This is a genomic window from Mucilaginibacter tolerans, assembly GCF_030519375.1.
Taxonomy (GTDB): domain Bacteria; phylum Bacteroidota; class Bacteroidia; order Sphingobacteriales; family Sphingobacteriaceae; genus Mucilaginibacter.
In genome coordinates this window covers 86,505-105,843 of the sequence record NZ_JAUMKB010000006.1, presented here as the reverse complement: position 1 = coordinate 105,843, position 19,339 = coordinate 86,505, and the positions used below count along the sequence as shown (strand labels likewise).

Sequence of the window (19,339 nt, the reverse complement as noted above, 5' to 3'; positions counted from 1 at the left end):
GTCAAAGGTGGATTAAATAATTGTGCGCCACAATCGTTTTTTAACGGTATTTTTTGCGTATCAACCGTAAGTAAAACTACTTAAGTGTGCGATCCTTGCAATCAAGCAGCGTTCGGTGTAATCCCAAAATTGTATCTTTGCCCAATCGGTGAAATCATAAGCACATCGGTGTAATCAAAGTACAGTGGAATCAGCATTACAGCAGGGAATAAAGGGATACAACAACTATGGTGCGTGGCTGCGCGAAAAATACAAAGGGCAGCGAGTGTTCAAAGTAATTGTTGACGGTGGTTTCACTTGCCCTAATCGCGATGGCTCAAAAGGCTATGGTGGCTGTACTTATTGTAACGTCGATTCGTTTACACCTTCGGTATCCCGTAATAATCCCTCGGTCCGCGAGCAGGTAATACAGGGCGTTGAGCGGGCCCGCAAAGGCAATAAGGCTGATAAATTCATCATCTACTTTCAACCGAATACCAATACCTATGCTCCGGCTCACTACCTGAAGATGTTGTATGATGAGGCCCTGAGCTATCATACAGAAGATATTGTAGGATTATCTGTCGGGACCCGCCCTGATTGTATAGATGCCGAAAAAATTGCCCTGCTCGAAAGCTATACCGACCGCTTTGATGTGGATTTGGAAATGGGTATGGAGTCTATTTATAATGACACACTTTCCCAGATCAACCGGGGCTGCACACATGAGGATTTAATGAATGCCTTGAAGTTGGTTGAGAACAGTCCGCTTGATGTTTGCGTGCATACCATATTTGGTTTCCCATGGGAAACTAAGGAGATGATGCTAAAATACGCAGATGAGATCAACCGCCACCCGCAGATCAAATTTGTTAAGTTCCATCACCTGCACATTGTTGAAGGCTCGGTAATGGGGGTAAAGTATAAACGGGAGCCTTTCAAACTGTTCAGTTTGCCGGAATATACCGATTTCTTATGCGAATTATTGCCGCTTGTCCGCCCGGAAGTGGTGATACAACGGTTGTTCGGCCTCTCAGATATGGAATTATTAATTGCGCCCAATTGGGGATTGAAGAAGTCTGAGATTCAGCACTATATCGATAAAACCATTTCCGATCGCGGTATTATACAAGGCTCGGCCTTTATATAATTCAATAATAATGCTTTATTTTAGCATGTTATCAAAACTTTGGGGCCAAAAGCCCCGTTAAAAACAAATAAAAAGTTTTGCCGCGCATCGACCTGAAAAATTATATTCCGGCCTTAACGGGCGTACGTGCACTAGCTGCCTACCTTGTTTTTATTTCGCATTACGCGTATATTTTTGATGGCGGTATGCCGCACGCATTTCAGCGTTTTTTTAACGAGTTTCATATCGGGGTAACCATCTTCTTTGTGCTTTCGGGTTTCCTGATCGCTTTCCGGTATTTTGATAATTTTCACCTCACCGGTGATTGGTTCAAACAATACCTTAAAAACCGTGTGGCACGTATTTATCCGATGTATTTTTTGCTGACAGGAGGCGCATTCATATACTATTTCTTTACCCGTGAGCCCGCAATTGTGGGTAAATTCCCGAGTGCAATCGGCTTGTTCTTTATGCACATCACTTTTGTGCGCGGCTTTTTCTACGACTTGAATTTTACAGGTATCGGGCCGGGATGGTCACTTACGGTTGAGGAATGCTTTTACTTTTCGGCGCCTATTGCATTCTTTATCATTAAAAAATATAACAAGTTCTACCTGCAAATACTTTCCGTTACCGGTTTCGGCTTTTTGATGGTGCTTATATTCCGTAATGTAGATTGGTATGGGTTCTTTGGCAACTTCACCTTCATGACGCTGTATACTTATTTTGGCCGTTGCTTCGAGTTTTTTGTGGGTATCAAACTGGCATTATTTGTTCGCCAGCACGGGGTGGAGCGCACCAACAATATCAGATTTACTTACCTGGGTTTTGCAGGGATTTTTGCCTGCATAGCAGCGATGTCAAGATACACTATTCCAATGGGCTGGTCTGCTGGTTTGCACAATCCGCTTGGTATTATCACCAACAATTATGTGCTGCCGGTATTTATCGCGATGTTTTTTTACGGATTGATCACCGAAGGCAGCAATCTTAAAAAAGTCTTGGCAAACCCTTTTGTTGAGCTGCTGGGTAAAAGCTCATACATATTTTACCTGGTGCACCTGGGATATATGTATAGCATGATACATCATACTTTTAATTGGCTTAACGACCAGGTGTTTGCATTATACGATCAATGGGCCGTAGACTGGCATTCGCCATTTGAAAACGATAGTTTAAACCTGTTGTATGCTTTTATCGTATTAAACTGTATTTCAGTACTATTATTTAAGTTTATTGAAGAACCTTTGAACCACTACATACGAAAATCAAATTTTCTTATAAATAAACCAACGGTATAATAATATATACTTTATTTTTAAATACTTTCTTAGGAATAAAAATATTGACAGTGAAAAAAGGTAGATTTTTAGTTATCATTTGCGGATTGCTTTCCCTGCTTGCCTTTAATAAGGCAGTTGCCAGCGGAGTAAAATTCCGGGTGGGTGGTGAGGTAAGCACCGAAGTCAAAATTCACGATGGCGATGGTCTTTTTAGTGGAACAGCGTCGTTCACCTTTTCTGTAAAAAACACATTGGACAATGAGCAGACCGGTTCGGTCTCGTATCTGGTGACTACCGAAAAAGGCGAAAAGGTAACTTCGAAAAAGATCAATGTGAAGATTGGCAGAAATAGTTCTGAAAGCTATGATTTCAGTATCCCCGACCTACAAACCGGCTTTTACAAGATCAATTTCATGATCAACGTAAGTGATTATGATGATACCACCCGTCGCGCTTTCGGTATCAGGGCAAAAGAAATTCAATCTGTTTACTCACGCCCTGCTGATTTTGATGAGTTCTGGCAAAAAACAAAAGATGAACTTGCCAAAGTAAAGCCTGATTTTAAAGTTACTCCATTGCCAAAAATGAATACCGAGAACCGCGAGGTATTTGAGATACAGATGCGCTCGCTGGATAACTACCTGATTAAAGGCTACCTGACAATACCGAAGACAAAAAATAAGAGCCGGAAATTTGCGGTACTATTAGGCCTGCCCGGGTACCAGGTCGATTTGGCACCAATGGTTGGTATGGATCAGGACCTGGCGATCATTACTCTTAACACACGGGGGCAGGGCACCAGTCGCGGTGAGATAGATACTCGTCGTGATGAGTTTCTCACATATCGCATTGAAAACAGAGAGAAATACGTTATGCGTGGCGTGATAATGGATTGCGTTCGCTGCGTTGATTTTATCTATAGTCAGCCAAATTTGAGGCACGATAATATCCTGGCAACTGGTGGTAGTATGGGTGGCTACCTGGCTATAGCTCTTGCTGGAGTGGATAGCCGTGTAAGCCTATCATCGGCTCAAAATCCAATCTTGTGCGATATACGGGGACTGGTAGGTGAGGTTGACTGGCCCATCACCAGCTTTAAAAAATATGCCGCAACACAGCCTGGGCTGACCTTGGAAAAAGTATTACACAATCTTGATTATTTTGACGGCAGAAACTTCGCGGTAAATGTGAAATGCCCTTTTATAATGGGTATCGGTTTGCTCGACCCGTTTGCACCGCCAAATAACGAGTTTGCAACGTATAACCTAATCCCCGGCAGGAAACGCATAATGATCTTTAAGGATTTGTCACACGAAATCAGTCCGAAGTACAAAGAATTAGAAGGCAGGTGGATGCGCGACGCCTTTGCATTATTTTAAAATATGACAAAGAAATTTACACAGATACAATTGAAGCCGCTGTTGATCGCATTTATGTTGATTGGAGCATTACGCAACAACAGTTACGCTGGTGGTTTCCCGGTAAGGCCGCATAGTTTGCTGCTATCGCCATCGATAAGTTATTTTTATGCGAATAAGGCATGGGATTCGGTTGGGCATCTGGCTTCTTTCCCTAACAATGGTCATTTCTCGTCTGTTACTTACCAGTTATATGCTGAATATGGCTTGAGCAGACGTTTTACGATAGTCGCCCAGCTTCCATATGTAACCAACACCTTTGAGCAAACCGGTTACAAAGCTTCAGCATCCGGGTTGGCCGATCTGGAGACCGGTATACGCTGGTATGCAGCAAACATCGACTACCGCTTTTATTTTATGGTTCAAGGTACAGTTATTACGCCCTTATATGTAAATAATCCAAGCTTAGGCTATGGGTTAACCGGTGGTGAGTTGAAACTAATGTTTTCAGGAAGTATGAAGATGCTGGGAACCACTGGATACTTTTCGCTTGAAAATGGTTTCAGGCAATATATCGGTAGTACTGGCCCATTCCAGGATAGATATAGCGGCACATTTGGTTTGAATCTGGATAAACAATTCAAGAATCAGATTTCAGTTTCGCTGGGCGGATTTTATTCAACCAGTACTAACAAGAAGTTTTCGTATATCCAGTACGCCAACAAAGATTTTTCATTCAATCAGGTTTCACTTAGCTATGGACATTCATTTAGCAGGGAATTCTCTATATTTTTAACCGGAGGTAAATTTATAAACGGACGCAATACGGGCGACGGTGCAAGTGGCACGGTTTCGCTGGTTCTGAGGCCGTTTTAAGACATAAACATTAACAATGACCAGGTTACTCATCATATTATTTCTTTTACCTTTTTACTGTTTGGCGCAAACGGCTGATAAGTTTATACAATCAGGTAACGAGAAAAGCAATCATAAAGATTACAAAGGTGCTATTGCCGACTTTACCAAAGCCGTTCAGTTAAATGACAGGGCGTCAAAGGCCTATTTTTATCGTGGCAACGCCGAAGGAAATATTGATGATAATAGTGCTGCCATTGCAGACTATACCAAAACTATAGAGATCGACCCAAACAACACCGACGCTTGGTTCTATCGCGCTAACGCAAAAAATGCGATAAAAGAGTACAAAGGCGCCATTGCTGATTTTGATAAGGCAATCTCCATGAGTTCGCGAAATGCGGATATGTACCATTATCGTGCTAATGCCAAATCTAACCTGGGTGATTATAGCGGTGCAGTGGAAGACTTTACCAAAGCAATGGAAATCGCCCCGAATGACCCTCAGTTATATGAATACCGCGGAGTTGCCAAAGCCAATTTACACCAGGATAAAGAGGCTATTCTTGATTATGATAAGGCGGCAAAGGTTGATCCGAAAAATGCAGAACTGATCTATTACCGCGCCAATTCAAAAGGTAATATAGGGGATTTTAAAGGTGCGATTGAAGATTACAACACATCACTCAGTCTTGATCCTAAAAATGCACATGCGGTGTTTTATCGGGGCAATGCAGAGGGTAATCTTGGTAATTATAAAGCTGCCATTGCTGATTATAAGAAGACCATCGAAATGGATTCGAAAATGCCAAACGTATATAAGTACCTGGCAAATGCATTGGCTAACGATGACAACGAACAAGAAGCACTGGATTATTTCGGTAATCAGATAAAGAAAGACCCCAACAATGCTGAGTTATACATTTATGATGGCCTGGTAAAAAGCAATATGAACCGGAAAAGGGAGGCCATCACCGAATTTGATAAAGCTATCGAGCTCGACCCTAAAAACTCGGATGCGTTCCAAAGTCGTGCCGACGCCAGGTTGGGCTTAAAAGAATATACAGGAGCAACCGATGATGCAAATAAAGCAATAGAGTTAGACTCTAAAAACAGTTATGCCTACATCACGCTTGCACGGGCAAAGGCAGCACAGCACGACACAACCGGTGCCATGACCGACCTGAATAAGGCGGTTGAAGTAGCTCCGAAAAATGACTATGCCTATGCCATTCGCGGCGATATGAAATACTCGCTTAAGGATTATAATGCTGCGATGGCTGATTATAACAAAATGATAGAGCTCGGCGCATCAAATGCTGAATATTACCTGCGACGAATTAAGGGCAGGATAAAACTTGGCGACAGGAAAGGCGCTTTGGCGGATACGAAAGAAATGATCGGGCTCAACTCAAGATTCCAACGTTTATATGTGGAATTGGGTAAAATTCTGATCGACGCTAAGTTTTACAAAGAGGCTCTGGACCTATATGACAAATTGATCAAAACCCATCCCAAAAACGCCGATTTTTATGTAGAACGTGGCGTAGCTAAACAGAACCTGGGTAACATTAATGAGGCGATTGCCGATTATGATACAGCTATGCGTTTGGATACTGCCTCTGGTTCGGCTTATTATAATCGCGGAAATGCCAAACTGGCCAGGGGAGACTATGACGGTGCGCTGAAAGATATTAACCAGGCTATAAAAATCAGTAAGGAGGAAGATGGCGAGGCTTATTTTGTACGCGGGAATGTACGTGTGGCCCTTAAGAACTATGAAGGCGCAATTGATGACTATAACAGCGCGTTATATATTGACGTCACCAATACCAAAGTTTTCGCCTATCGCGGGCTTGCCGAAAGCTACCTGAACGATGCCGAACGCGCCAATGCTGATTTCGGCGAAGTTATGCGTATCGACCCTAAAAATGAAGACTTTTTCAATCTGCGGGGACAGGCGAAATTCAACTTGAAAGATGCCTCCGGAGCTATAAAGGATTACGACTCCGCCATTGCTTTAGACCCACAGGACCCATCGCCATACCTTAACCGCGGACTGGCAAAAGTTGGCAGAGATAATACCGGAGCTTGTGCTGATATGAATAAAGCCCTGCAGCTCGGTTCAAAAGCTGCTGCAGATGCGTTGAAGAAGTATTGTCATTAATTCCGAAGATTGTCCGTTGTGTCATTGCGATGAACGGCCTAAGCGCTGAAGAAGCAATCGTATACTATACAGGGCGAAAATGCATAGGGGGCATGCACTGTTCGCGATTGCCGCACTACGTTCGCAATGACAAAGTTATTTAGAAGCTGATGTTGCTCCAAACAAAATCCCAATCGTCGCTTCCCGAAAACTAAACACATTCTTAAGTTTTTTCTTAACAAAAAGGCTGTTCGCTATTCGCCCAATAAATCCATACGGAATGGCATAATTAACGATATCTGTCATCATTATCCCACCTTCCACCTGTTTAAAATGATGTTGATGATGCCATAAAGCATAGGGGCCAAAGCGCTGCTCGTCTACAAAATATTCTTTTTCTTTTACGTGAGTGATCTCCGTCATCCATCTCAGCTTTATTCCAAACAATGGCGAAACAAAATAAGTAATGATCATTCCTGGGTATACTTTATCCTTATCATTATACTCAGAGGTGACAACAAAATTCATATCGGGCGGAGTGATCTTCACCAGATTTAGTGGCGAAGTGAAGAAATCCCAAGCCTGATCCAATGTGGTTGGAATAAAAGTTTCGTATTTGAGGGTATAGCTTTTCACAATAGGACTAACGGTATCTTGCGGAATATGGTTTTTGAGGTTATTGATCGTTGCCAGGCAGTTCCATCCGCATTTCGATCAAATGTTTTTTGAAACCTATTTTTTCATAAGCCTTCACCGCGGGCAGATTGTCATCATAAACATCCAGCCTGAATTCGGTTATTCCCTGCTTCGTTGCCCAGTACTGCAATGCGGCTATTACCTTTTTGTTCACGCCTTTTCCCCGATATTCAGGTTTTACATACATAAAGCCCAGATAAGCGTGCTTTGGATGTTTTACGTAGACCTTCGAATCCTCAATACGCGCATACCCGCTGCCGATGACCTCCGAATCCAATTCGGCTACCACCACTTCAACATGGGGCGCTCCGATCATTGCCGCAATATCATAATAATTGATGTGCCCATCCTTTAAGGTTGGGTCAAACGGGCGCTCGGTTCGAATTATTCCCTGCTCAAACTCCAGTAAGATGTCAAGATCGGAAAGTGTTGCTGCACGGGTGATGATCTGCTCCATTATTTTATAAAAATCTGTGCCATATCTGCAATGTCATTAAACTAAGAAAAACGGATTTCTTCTTCCTCTTTTCCGTTTAACGGAAGGGAGGGTCGACCAGCGCAGCGTAGTTGGGGTGAGTAAATCAGTGTCAATGCAGCTTGTATAGTCGACTCACCCGGTCATTGCTTCGCTCGACCACCCTCTCTATTGCAAGCAAAAAAAGGGTAAGAAAGTTACAGGTGTTTAATTTATTTTTGATCAGTCGCTATTGGTAAATCCCTTCTCGACCACTCGCTCCACGAGCCTACATACATTTTTGGGCCTTTGATGCCCGCATACTCCATCCCCAATAAGGTATGACAGGCAGTAACTCCCGAACCACAATGAACGATCACATCATCCGGTTTAACATCACCCAATAATTTCGTATAGGCGGCCTCTAATTCTTCCGGCGACTTGTATTTTCCCTTCTCATCCAGGTTAAGCGTATAAGGCAAATTCTCCGCTCCCGGAATATGCCCCGCGATCAGGTCGATAGGTTCCATTTGTCCCAGGTAACGCGGTGTTTCCCGCACGTCAATCACCATTTTGTGGCGCTCTTTTGCAGCCTTACCGGTTTCTTCGATATCTACTGTCCCCGCAAAATTTGCTGGTACCGGGTACGGAGCAACAGCGGATATTGCATAAGGCTCGGTGCTCAAAGGCAAGCCCGCATCAACAGCCGCTTTTAAACCACCATTCAATACCTGCACTTTTTTATGGCCAATGGCACGCAGCATCCACCAAAGCCTCGCACCGCCAAAAGCAGCAGCTTTATCGTCATAAACTACAACATGGCTATCGGGTGTTATTCCCCACCCGCCTAATTTTTTAGCAAAGTTTTCAATAGGAGGCAAAGGGTGGCGTCCGCCGTTGGCGGCGTCTTGTGGCAGGAGGGCGAGATCTTTATCAAGGTCGGCAAATTGTGCGCCTTCCAGGTGACCTGCATCATAACGCTGACGGGCATCAGCCCCGGCACGAGCGTCGATAAGTATGATAGGGCCTTTTTCAGACCTTAGTTCTTCAATCTCAATTAATGGCGACATGGTATCTGTATTTATATCTTCAAAGATATAAATGCGCCGCCAAATGCAACTATTTTACCGGCCTTACTGCACTATTTTATTGGCACAGTACGAGCTGGCAAAGGCTTCAGGTTTTGCCTTGAATACAAAACCCATGCTCAGAATGTAACCCATAGCTTCGTGCAAAGCCTGGTTTGATTTGAACATTGGGTTGGTATTGATGTCAGCATGAACTTCCAGGTCAACATCATACAGATCCAGCAAGTCGCACAGTTTATAAGCAATGTCGATGGATTTTTGTACCTCGCTAAGCATACGCTCTTTGATGCTCATCTTTTGCCCGGTACGTTCCTGGTGGATGAACATAAAGCCGCCGCGGCCTTCGCGAAGGAATACGATTACAGTTGCAAAATCGGTGACATTGCCTTTTACCTGCGAGTCGGTACCAATGCAAACCTTCAGTTTGTTACCCAGCAGACTCTCTCGTTCAATGGCTAGTTCTACTTCTTCGAGGATTGGCGAATGAATGATTTCGCCGCTAAATTTTCTCCAGGTCATAAAATTTTTTTAGGTTAATTTTAACTGACCTGTGTTTCAGGTCTATAAAAATAAGCGATAAGCTCTCATATAAACGTTAAGCGGTTGTCATTTATTTGTTAACAGTCTGCTAATTATCAACAGGTTGTTATTCAAATATAGGTTATTTCTGTAAGATTAAATACATGCTGACTTTGGCTATAGATGATATTAAATAAGAAAAGCCACCCGAACAGGTAGCTTTTCTTATAACCTTTAAATTAAACTCTGGGGTATTTGAGGAGATTATTTTCTATGAGTATAAACGACAAGCATCATTGCTAATACCTGAAGAATGATAATTACTATAATTAACCCAAGCCGATTATTTTTCTTTTTTGTCTCAATTGAGATTTTATAGGAATAGGGGATACTATATTTCGAACTGATGAATTTCATGATCTCATTGCAAAACTCATACGTTTTGGTTTTGCTCGAAAGCGCATACTCTTCCTGCCATGCATTAAACGAAAAAAAATCCTGAGGGTCCGGATCGCTTTTAAGCACTACATAAGCAACGGCCCTGTCGTGAGTGTGTGGAAATTTTCGGGTGTCGCCGCCTTCCATTTCGAATTCAAATTCCTTTACATCGTAAATTAAGAAAACGGTTTCTTTACGTTTTTTGCTGAATATTAGTCTGTCTTCTAACAGCCTAATATTCCATTCTGACCAACCGAATGGATCTTCCTGGTTGCATTTTATTAGATCATCAGTTATTTCGATGTCAATGTTTCTTTCCGACAGATTCATGATTTTTTGTGGTAAGGTTAGGTTATTTCAATGAAGGTTTGACAACTTTCCAAAAGTTGTCAAACCTTCAAGATGATCTTATTATTTACACATCTGCACATCAACCCACCAACTTCTTATATTTTATCCTATGCGGCGTCACATCTCCCACTCGTTTTTTGCGGTTTTCTTCGTATGCGGTATAATCACCTTCAAAGAAGTAAACCTGCGAGTTTCCTTCAAATGCCAGGATGTGTGTACAAACACGATCCAGGAACCATCGGTCGTGGCTGATGATCACGGCGCAGCCGCCAAAATTTTCCAGGGCTTCTTCCAGAGAACGTAAGGTGTTCACGTCTATATCGTTGGTCGGCTCATCGAGCAATAATACATTTGACCCTTTTTTCAGTGTGATAGCCAGGTGTACACGGTTGCGTTCGCCACCAGACAGTATGCCAACTTTTTTCTGCTGATCGGCACCGTTAAAATTGAATTTGGATACATAAGCCCTTGAGTTGAGCGGTTTATTACCTACAAGGATGTTATCCAACCCGCCGGTAATGTTTTCCCAAACGGATTTATTCTGGTCAAGGTCATCATGCAATTGGTCAACATAACCAAGTGCAACCGTTTCTCCAACACGGAAAGTACCCGCATCCGGTTTTTCCTGGCCTGTGATCAATCGGAACAAAGTTGTTTTACCTGCACCGTTTGGCCCAATGATACCTACGATACCCGCAGGCGGCAGCGAGAAACTCAGGTTTTCGAACAACACCCTATCACCGTACGCCTTGCTGACGCCGTTGGCCTCTATTACCACATTACCCAAACGTGGTCCGGGTGGAATAAATAACTCCAGTTTTTCTTCGCGTTCCTTAGTTTCTTCAGAAGCCAGTTTCTCATAGTTTGATAAACGCGCCTTGCCTTTAGCCTGACGTGCTTTTGGCGCCATCCGTACCCATTCCAGCTCGCGCTCCAAAGTTTTCTGGCGTTTGCTCTCCGTCTTTTCTTCCTGGGCCAGACGTTTCGCCTTCTGATCCAGCCATGATGAATAATTGCCTTTCCACGGAATACCTTCACCGCGATCAAGCTCTAAAATCCATCCGGCAACGTTGTCCAAGAAATAACGGTCGTGCGTTACGGCTATAACGGTTCCTTTATATTGTTTTAAGTGCTGCTCCAGCCAGTCTATTGACTCGGCATCCAGGTGGTTGGTTGGCTCATCTAATAACAACACATCGGGCTCCTGCAAAAGCAGTCGGCACATGGCCACACGGCGGCGCTCGCCACCTGATAGTACGGCTATTTTGGTATCCGGCTCCGGACAACGCAGCGCGTCCATTGCCCTTTCGAGCTTAGAGTCCAATTCCCAGGCATTCACGGCGTCGATCTTATCCTGCAATTCACCCTGGCGAGCCATCAGCTTATCCATTGCATCCGGATCGCTGTAAACTTCTTCCAGACCAAATTTTTCATTGATGTCTTCGTATTCTTTTAATATAGCGGTGATCTCAGCCACGCCTTCTTCTACGACTTCTCTAACCGTTTTATTCGGATCAAGCTCCGGTTCCTGGGCCAAATAACCTACCGTATATCCCGGCGAAAACACCACTTCGCCCTGGAATGATTTATCCAGCCCGGCTATAATCTTTAACAAAGAAGATTTACCAGAACCGTTTAGACCGATCACGCCGATCTTGGCACCATAAAAAAATGATAAATAGATATTCTTTAAAACCTGTTTTTGCGGAGGATATATCTTGCTCACTCCGGCCATTGAAAAAATGATCTTTTCGTCTGCCATATTTTTAATTTGTGAATGATTGAGTTAGTGAATTAGTGATTTTAAAGTGGTTATCAAATGTGAAAAGATATTCAGCCATCTAATAATTCACTAAATCATTAATTAAATTTCTTCGGGGTCACAAATATGCTTAAATTTGATATAATAGCAATTCATTTGTAGTGGATTTAGCAATTTGTTGATTAGGTTGATTCAGTTGAATAAATTGATTGAGTTATCTTTTCAGAATTTAATCAACCTCTCTCTCACTCAACTTAATCAACTGCAGGAATGTAACATTCTAAACCTGGTTATCGTCTATGTAATAAAGCCTCGGTTTTTGAGTTTGATTTGACGGGATAGGCCATTGAATAGGTTTAAAGCTATATTCTTGTGGAAAACTTGAAAAATAGGTGAAGATATTTGATAAAATAAAGATCATTTTTGAATAGGGCACGTATAAAGAAAATACAAGATTGGGATAGTGAAAATAGATGGATGCCTAAATGGCAGACATTGTGTGACGAAATTTCTTGTTTTTAGCTGTTCTTTATACTAAAGGTGGATTTGAAAAGTTAAACTTTTTGGTGATTTCATTGTCAATAAGTTAAGGTGCAGGAATACGATGATTAATGGCTGTTATAACAGTTTTTTATCAAAATATACTTGTAATAAAAGTTTTCTTTGATAGATTGCGAATCATAATAGTGTCTGTTTTTAAAGCAAAATGATTATTGGCAATATTGTTGTCATAAAATGTAGAATAAAACAGACGTCTTAATGTTCAAGCAAACTAATTGTTAAATTAGGACGTACATAATTTTGGAAAGGTATTATATGGAAGCTAAATTTTCGCCGCGGGTTAAGGATGTTATTCAATATAGCAGGGAAGAGGCTTTACGCCTTGGACACGACTATATTGGTACCGAACATCTTTTGCTTGGGCTAATTCGCGACGGCGACGGTATTGCAATTAAATTGCTGAAAGGATTGAATGTTGATACCGCCAAACTACGTCGTGCCGTTGAAGATGCCGTTAAGGGCACCATCGGAACCAATGTCCACATTGGAAGTATTCCGCTGACTAAACAAGCGGAAAAAGTATTAAAGATCACTTACCTGGAAGCCAAGATATTTAAGAGCGATGTAATCGGTACCGAACACCTCTTGTTATCTATTCTGCGCGACGAGGATAATATAGCATCGCAGATCTTATTGCAGTTTAATGTTAACTACGAAATATTTAAGGGTGAAGTAGAATCCCACAAAAATGATGTGACCGACGAAATGCCTGGCTCACCAACCGGTGGCGAGGATGATTTCAAGGAAGAAGATTCTTTCAGTCAGCCTAAAAAAGTATCTGATATTAAATCGAAAACACCTGTACTCGATAATTTCGGTCGCGACCTGACCAAAGCTGCCGAAGATGGCCGTTTGGATCCTATCGTTGGTCGTGAGAAAGAGATCGAACGCGTATCGCAGATATTATCACGCCGTAAAAAGAACAACCCGATCCTGATCGGTGAGCCCGGTGTTGGTAAATCAGCTATCGCTGAAGGACTCGCACTGCGTATCGTTCAGCGTAAGGTATCACGCGTATTGTTTAACAAACGTGTAGTTACCCTTGATTTGGCTTCCTTGGTTGCCGGTACAAAATACCGCGGCCAGTTTGAAGAGCGCATGAAGGCGGTAATGAACGAACTGGAAAAATCACCTGACGTAATTTTATTTATCGACGAGATACATACTATTGTTGGTGCTGGTGGTGCTTCAGGTTCACTCGATGCGTCAAATATGTTCAAACCTGCTTTGGCAAGGGGCGAAATTCAATGTATCGGCGCTACTACCTTAGACGAATATCGTCAGTATATTGAGAAGGATGGTGCTTTGGACCGTCGTTTCCAGAAGGTAATGGTTGAGCCGGCTACTCCGGATGAAACCATCGAGATATTGACCCGCATTAAAGATAAATACGAAGAGCACCATGGCGTAACTTATACTCCTGAAGCAATTAACGCTTGCGTTAGTTTAACTGCAAGGTATATTACCGACAGGTTCTTACCAGACAAAGCTATTGATGCACTGGACGAATCAGGTTCACGTGTGCACCTGACCAATATCCATGTTCCACAGAACATCCTGGATGTGGAGGCCAAGATCGAGCAGATCAAAATTGAAAAGAACAAAGTTGTTCGAAGCCAGAAATATGAGGAAGCCGCAAAACTACGCGATACCGAAAAACACTTGCTGGAAGAACTGGAACAGGCTAAAGCAGTTTGGGAAGCTGAGACCAAATCAAAACGCTATACCGTAACTGAAGAAAACGTTGCCGAAGTAGTAGCTATGATGACCGGTATACCGGTTCAGAGAGTAGGACAGGCCGACAGCCAGAAACTGCTCCAAATGGCTGAAACTATCTCAAGCAAGATCATTGGACAGGAAGAAGCGATCAAAAAACTGACACGTGCAATACAACGTACACGTGCCGGATTAAAAGACCCTAAGAAACCTATTGGTTCATTTATATTCCTTGGTCCTACAGGTGTAGGTAAAACCGAACTGGCAAAAGAGCTTGCACGTTTTATGTTTGACACCGAGGATGCCCTGATACAGATCGATATGAGCGAATACATGGAAAAATTCGCTGTATCAAGACTGGTTGGTGCGCCTCCGGGTTATGTTGGATACGAAGAAGGCGGACAGCTGACTGAAAAAGTTCGTCGTAAGCCATATGCAGTTATCCTGCTGGACGAGATCGAAAAAGCTCACCCCGACGTATTCAATATCCTGTTACAGGTATTGGACGAAGGTCAGCTAACCGACTCATTGGGCCGCAAGGTAGATTTCAGAAACACAATTATCATCATGACCTCTAATATCGGCGCACGCCAGTTGAAAGATTTCGGTCAGGGTGTTGGTTTCAACACAGCAGCCAAAACTAATCAGGCTGATGCGCACTCAAGAGGCGTCATTGAAAACGCTTTGAAACGTGCTTTCGCACCGGAGTTCCTGAATCGTATTGATGACGTGATCGTGTTCAACTCGCTGGGCAAAGAAGAGATCTTCAAGATCATCGATATCGAGCTGGCTTCATTGTTTGGCCGTGTAAATACGCTTGGTTACAAGATTGCACTTACAGACAATGCAAAAGAGTTCATCGCCGACAAAGGCTTCGACTCACAGTTCGGTGCCCGTCCGTTGAAACGCGCTATCCAGAAATATCTGGAAGATCCAATTGCCGAAGAAATACTGAAAGGCGAACTAGTTGAGGGTGATACCATGGAAGTGGATTACGATAAGGAAGCAGATCAGATCAAAGTGGTTGACAAAACAAAAAAAGGCGAAAACAAAAAGCCTAAAGAAGAAGAACAGGAATAATCGATCTTCTTTCAAGATAAGAAGGCCCCGTCGGTGAATACTGACGGGGTTTTTGTTTTACCACCAGGCTTCCGTTTTGAAAAATTCCCGTGGCGACATGCCCGTGAACGTGCGAAAGTCTTTAATAAAATGTGCCTGGTCAAAATACCCGGCTGTAAGTGCCAGTTCGGTTAAGCTTTCGGTTGCAGAAAATTGATTGATCAGGTTTCTGAACCTCACCGTAACGGCAAATTGTTTAGGCGATATCCCGGTTACTTTTCTGAAACGTTTCTCGAATGGATCAAGGCTAATCGCCATGTCGCTGGCCAGGGCGCTTACTTTGATAGTGCCGCTTGTCTGTTTTATTTTTTGTATAGCCCGGACAACCATCTGGTCTGCACGTCGCTCGTCTAATCGCAAAAGCAGAAAACGCTCAACAATACCCACCCTTTGTTTATTATCTTCCGCCTCGATTAATTGCTCTTCTACTAGTTCTAATTGACTTACCGGGATGATCTCATTTAATGACATGCTTCTACTGAAAAGCTCGTGCAGCGGTTCTTTAAAGATGGCTGCTGCGCCACCTTCTTTAAAAATTACCAGCAGACAGGCTGTTGATACGGCATAGGACAGAAATCGCGGCGATTTGCGCAAACCCGTAATAACTGACTGGGGCAAATTTCGGGCCTCATCCTGCGACTGATCAATGATATTGCCTTTAATTCGGAAGGCGAGAACAATGGATGTATCGGGTAGTAGCCTGTTATCAGCTCCATCGATACTGTTTATAAACAAGAACGTTTTCACATAAGGCTTAAGTTGTTCTGATGCTGAGTAATGTTCAATTTGCAGGTCGTTATGCGCCATCGATTAAAATTAATCAATCGGCGTAGAAAGCAAAATATATCGAAATAAAATGATACTTAGATTAAGTACATCATACTGATGCAAAAAACCTAATTTTATTCTCTACCATGAGAAGAATATCATTCGGCTTAATTTTTCTTTTTCCTTTTCTATGTGCATCCGCGCAGGACTCCATACCTCCTGCTGCAAAAAAACTGATCAAATACTATGGTAATTGGGTCTCTGGCTTCTCAAACAACCATTTGCTGTTTAAAGATGGCACGCAGTTGCTTTGGAATGATGGCTTAAAGAATAAATCATTTAAAGACCTGCTTGAAAAGCCTGACCTGAAAGATATGTTCGGGCAGCCATATTCAACTGGAAAATTAAATTCGCCACCTGGTAAGAATTTTGATCCGGGCAGGGTCAGGAATGAGGCTTTTTTTATGAAGATTTATGGTTCGACCGCAAAGCAAGTAAGTCAACATTTAACCGAAATTACATGGTGCCCTAAATTGGTAGGACAAAAGATAAAAGTGACGACTGTCAATGGCATTGACAAAAACTTAGTACAAATATCAAAAGAACTGGATGTACATCCGGAACTGAAAAAATATCTGATGAACATTGGGGGTACCTTTGCCTGGCGGAATATTGCTGGAACCAACAGGCACAGCATGCATAGCTTTGGGATGACTATCGACATTAATACGACATATTCCGATTACTGGCAATGGGCCTGTAAATGCACGAATGAGGATGCTACTTTCTTATATAAAAACAGGATACCACAAACCATCGTGGATATATTTGAGAAGTACGGATTTATATGGGGTGGCAAGTGGTATCATTTTGATACGATGCATTTTGAATACCGCCCGGAATTGATAAATTAGTATATCAAACCTCAAATCATGAGACTTATTTTAGTCGTCCTAGCCCTTGGTCTGTTCTCGTCATTCACCCCTGTGGATAATGTATTAGCCCGTTTTAAGACACCTGACAGGTACACCCAGCAAAAAGTAGTACCCGGCAGCTTTGCCGCATGGCTGCAAATGCTTCCACTTAAACCTGCAGGCACTCACACCAAAACCTACAGCGGTGCTATAGCACACACAGATATTGAAACTGCAGCTGTGGTAGACATTAGTGTGGGAAAGCAAGACTTACAGCAATGTGCGGACGTGGTGATGCGGCTTCGTGGCGAGTATTTATACCAGGCAAAAAGGTACAATGAGATCAGCTTTAATTTTGTGAGCGGTTTTAAGTGCGATTATATGCATTACGCAAATGGATACCGTTATCATAATGACCATTGGGCTCTTCAAGCTAAAAAGGATTATAGCTATCCGACCTTTATGCGGTATATGGAACTGGTGTTTTCTTATGCCGGGACTTTGTCATTGGAAAAGGAGTTACACCAAGTAGCCGATCCAGATGATTTAAAAGCCGGAGATGTGTTTATACATGGGGGCTCGCCTGGGCACTGTTTTATTGTAATGGATGTGGTTGAGAACAGTCAGCATAAAAAGCAGTTCCTGCTGGCGCAAAGCTTCATGCCCGCGCAGAATCTGCAGGTGCTGCAATATGACCAGGGGCAATGCTGGTTTACTATGGATAAGATCACCAATATATGGTATGGAGACCTGGTTACGCCACAATATTTGAGAAGGTTTGATTGATTATATTTTGATATTATGGAAAATCAACTCGCTAAAATCATCACTGTTATTTTATTGGCGTCGGTTGTCAATATCACTTCACAAGCGCAACCGCTTAAATTTTCAAAGATCCCGCATCCACTATCATGGATAAACAAACCTATCAGCTATAAAATAAACCCGGAAAGCATTTTTATTGAAGCAGGTGAGAAGACCGATATGTTCCGCGACCCCAATGTGACTTACAATACGGATAACGCTCCCAGGTTATCATTTACAGCTGACCCAAACTTTGTACTGACAGCAGAGATACATCACGATTTCATTAATAAATGGGACGGCGGTGCTATTATGCTAGAAGCTGATAAACTGAACTGGATAAAATTTTGCTTCGAAAAGGACTATACTGGCATGCACCGGGTAGTGAGCGTAGTGACCAAAGATATTTCGGATGACTGCAATTCGGTAGCTCTTGATGGCAACCAGGTATTCTATAAAATTGCCAAAGCAGATAATGTGATCACGCTTTATTATTCCGTCGAAGGTAAGAAATGGTTCCTGATCAGGCACCTGCAGTTTAATACATCAAAACCTATTAAATTGGGATTTCTGGCACAGTCGCCAACGGGTAAAAATTGCAAGGTAATTTTTACAAATATTACCTATTCCAATCAGAAAATTAAAGACCCTTATATCGGCGAGTAAGTTTTTCAGTCATATTATTGATTTAATAATATCGTTTGTATTACAAAAATTTCACCGCTGTAAATATTGTAGTTAAATACTGTAACTTTCTCAAAAAGAACATATTAAATATATGATAATGATATAAATTTCATATATTGTAATACACATTCTTTCTCTTCACCAATTAAACTTTAAACGTTATGAAAAAACTATTGATCGCAGTATTTACGCTGCTCACTTGCAACGTTTTCGCTCAGGACTCCCAAAAAAACGGGACTATTTTCAAAGAGCACCCCTACATCACTGTTGTAAATAATTCTATGGCTTCTTTTTTGAAACAAGATTGGGACGGCATGGCAAAACTGTATTCAGATACGGTTAAGTTTTATGACCCTTCGAGTGCCAAACCGGTCAATCTGGAAGCCGCAAAAAAGGGTTGGGTGGATGTTTACAATGGATGGGAACAAATTACGGTCACCAAGCAGGGTTATCCTGATGGGTTGCAATATGATAAAGATCCGTTTACCGTGCAGTCATGGTGGACAATAAGTGCGGTCAATAAAAAGACTAAGAAAACGGCTAAGGTTTATATGGTTCAATTTGATGAATTTAATAAAGATGGGAAAATAGCCAGGGAGATTTCTTATTATGATGAAACTCCTTTTATAGAAGCATCGAAAGAAGCAGCGAAATAATTTATCATTACATAAAAGGGCCTCTTCTGTTGATACAGGAGGGGCTCTTCATTATT

The 19,339-nt window shown here is 42.3% G+C and carries 17 protein-coding genes; 10 read left to right on the top strand and 7 right to left on the bottom strand.

The genetic code is table 11. The annotated features are described in order from the left end of the window. Nucleotides 1-184 precede the first annotated feature (184 nt). From mnmL to Q3A68_RS10385, 5 genes are all read left to right on the top strand, one after another. On the top strand, nucleotides 185-1,129 hold the full coding sequence (mnmL, locus tag Q3A68_RS10405; protein ID WP_302901018.1) for a tRNA modification radical SAM protein MnmL/YtqA: 945 nt from the start codon (nucleotides 185-187) through the stop codon (nucleotides 1,127-1,129). 77 nt (nucleotides 1,130-1,206) lie between these two features. Next, nucleotides 1,207-2,409, top strand: a complete 1,203-nt coding sequence (locus tag Q3A68_RS10400) for an acyltransferase family protein (RefSeq protein WP_302901017.1) — start codon at nucleotides 1,207-1,209, stop codon at nucleotides 2,407-2,409. Between the two features lie 50 nt (nucleotides 2,410-2,459). Continuing rightward, entirely contained in the window at nucleotides 2,460-3,770 is a 1,311-nt protein-coding gene (locus Q3A68_RS10395) for an acetylxylan esterase (RefSeq protein WP_302901016.1), read from the top strand. A 3-nt stretch (nucleotides 3,771-3,773) separates the two neighbouring features. Beyond that, nucleotides 3,774-4,625: a hypothetical protein gene (locus Q3A68_RS10390; RefSeq protein ID WP_302901015.1), complete on the top strand. Its 852-nt coding sequence runs from the start codon at nucleotides 3,774-3,776 to the stop codon at nucleotides 4,623-4,625. A 16-nt stretch (nucleotides 4,626-4,641) separates the two neighbouring features. Then, entirely contained in the window at nucleotides 4,642-6,771 is a 2,130-nt protein-coding gene (locus tag Q3A68_RS10385; protein ID WP_302901014.1) for a tetratricopeptide repeat protein, read from the top strand. Between the two features lie 135 nt (nucleotides 6,772-6,906). Here Q3A68_RS10385 and Q3A68_RS10380 read toward each other — a convergent pair whose 3' ends face one another. The 6 genes from Q3A68_RS10380 to ettA form a co-directional block, all read right to left on the bottom strand. Then, nucleotides 6,907-7,386 carry an SRPBCC family protein gene (locus Q3A68_RS10380; protein WP_302901013.1) on the bottom strand — a complete coding sequence of 160 codons (480 nt, stop codon included), beginning with the start codon at nucleotides 7,384-7,386 and terminating at the stop codon, nucleotides 6,907-6,909. Between the two features lie 40 nt (nucleotides 7,387-7,426). Next, a complete protein-coding gene (locus tag Q3A68_RS10375) occupies nucleotides 7,427-7,903 on the bottom strand; it encodes a GNAT family N-acetyltransferase (protein WP_302901012.1) in 477 nt (158 codons plus the stop codon). A 230-nt stretch (nucleotides 7,904-8,133) separates the two neighbouring features. Continuing rightward, nucleotides 8,134-8,970 carry a sulfurtransferase gene (locus tag Q3A68_RS10370; protein WP_302901011.1) on the bottom strand — a complete coding sequence of 279 codons (837 nt, stop codon included), beginning with the start codon at nucleotides 8,968-8,970 and terminating at the stop codon, nucleotides 8,134-8,136. 63 nt (nucleotides 8,971-9,033) lie between these two features. Then, the gene (locus Q3A68_RS10365) at nucleotides 9,034-9,507 is read right to left on the bottom strand and encodes a ribonuclease H-like YkuK family protein (RefSeq protein ID WP_302901010.1); all 474 of its coding nucleotides are present in this window, start codon (nucleotides 9,505-9,507) and stop codon (nucleotides 9,034-9,036) included. A gap of 264 nt (nucleotides 9,508-9,771) precedes the next feature. Beyond that, nucleotides 9,772-10,275, bottom strand: a complete 504-nt coding sequence (locus tag Q3A68_RS10360) for a hypothetical protein (RefSeq protein ID WP_302901009.1) — start codon at nucleotides 10,273-10,275, stop codon at nucleotides 9,772-9,774. 100 nt (nucleotides 10,276-10,375) lie between these two features. Further along, complete coding sequence (ettA, locus tag Q3A68_RS10355; RefSeq protein WP_302901008.1) at nucleotides 10,376-12,058, bottom strand: energy-dependent translational throttle protein EttA; 1,683 nt, start codon at nucleotides 12,056-12,058, stop codon at nucleotides 10,376-10,378. A gap of 816 nt (nucleotides 12,059-12,874) precedes the next feature. Here ettA and Q3A68_RS10350 point away from each other — a divergent pair. Continuing rightward, nucleotides 12,875-15,415, top strand: coding sequence for an ATP-dependent Clp protease ATP-binding subunit (locus Q3A68_RS10350; protein WP_302901007.1), 2,541 nt, complete (start codon nucleotides 12,875-12,877; stop codon nucleotides 15,413-15,415). A gap of 57 nt (nucleotides 15,416-15,472) precedes the next feature. Here Q3A68_RS10350 and Q3A68_RS10345 read toward each other — a convergent pair whose 3' ends face one another. Continuing rightward, nucleotides 15,473-16,261, bottom strand: coding sequence for a helix-turn-helix domain-containing protein (locus Q3A68_RS10345; RefSeq protein WP_302901006.1), 789 nt, complete (start codon nucleotides 16,259-16,261; stop codon nucleotides 15,473-15,475). A 107-nt stretch (nucleotides 16,262-16,368) separates the two neighbouring features. On the opposite strand from Q3A68_RS10345, the gene Q3A68_RS10340 reads away from it, so the two are divergent. The 4 genes from Q3A68_RS10340 (at nucleotide 16,369) to Q3A68_RS10325 (ending at nucleotide 19,283) form a co-directional block, all read left to right on the top strand. Beyond that, a complete protein-coding gene (locus Q3A68_RS10340; RefSeq protein WP_302901005.1) occupies nucleotides 16,369-17,136 on the top strand; it encodes a M15 family metallopeptidase in 768 nt (255 codons plus the stop codon). A gap of 18 nt (nucleotides 17,137-17,154) precedes the next feature. Next, on the top strand, nucleotides 17,155-17,922 hold the full coding sequence (locus tag Q3A68_RS10335) for a DUF4846 domain-containing protein (protein ID WP_302901004.1): 768 nt from the start codon (nucleotides 17,155-17,157) through the stop codon (nucleotides 17,920-17,922). Nucleotides 17,923-17,937: 15 nt separating this feature from the next. Then, the gene (locus Q3A68_RS10330) at nucleotides 17,938-18,606 is read left to right on the top strand and encodes a DUF1349 domain-containing protein (protein ID WP_302901003.1); all 669 of its coding nucleotides are present in this window, start codon (nucleotides 17,938-17,940) and stop codon (nucleotides 18,604-18,606) included. Between the two features lie 182 nt (nucleotides 18,607-18,788). After that, complete coding sequence (locus Q3A68_RS10325; RefSeq protein ID WP_302901002.1) at nucleotides 18,789-19,283, top strand: nuclear transport factor 2 family protein; 495 nt, start codon at nucleotides 18,789-18,791, stop codon at nucleotides 19,281-19,283. Nucleotides 19,284-19,339: the final 56 nt, after the last annotated feature.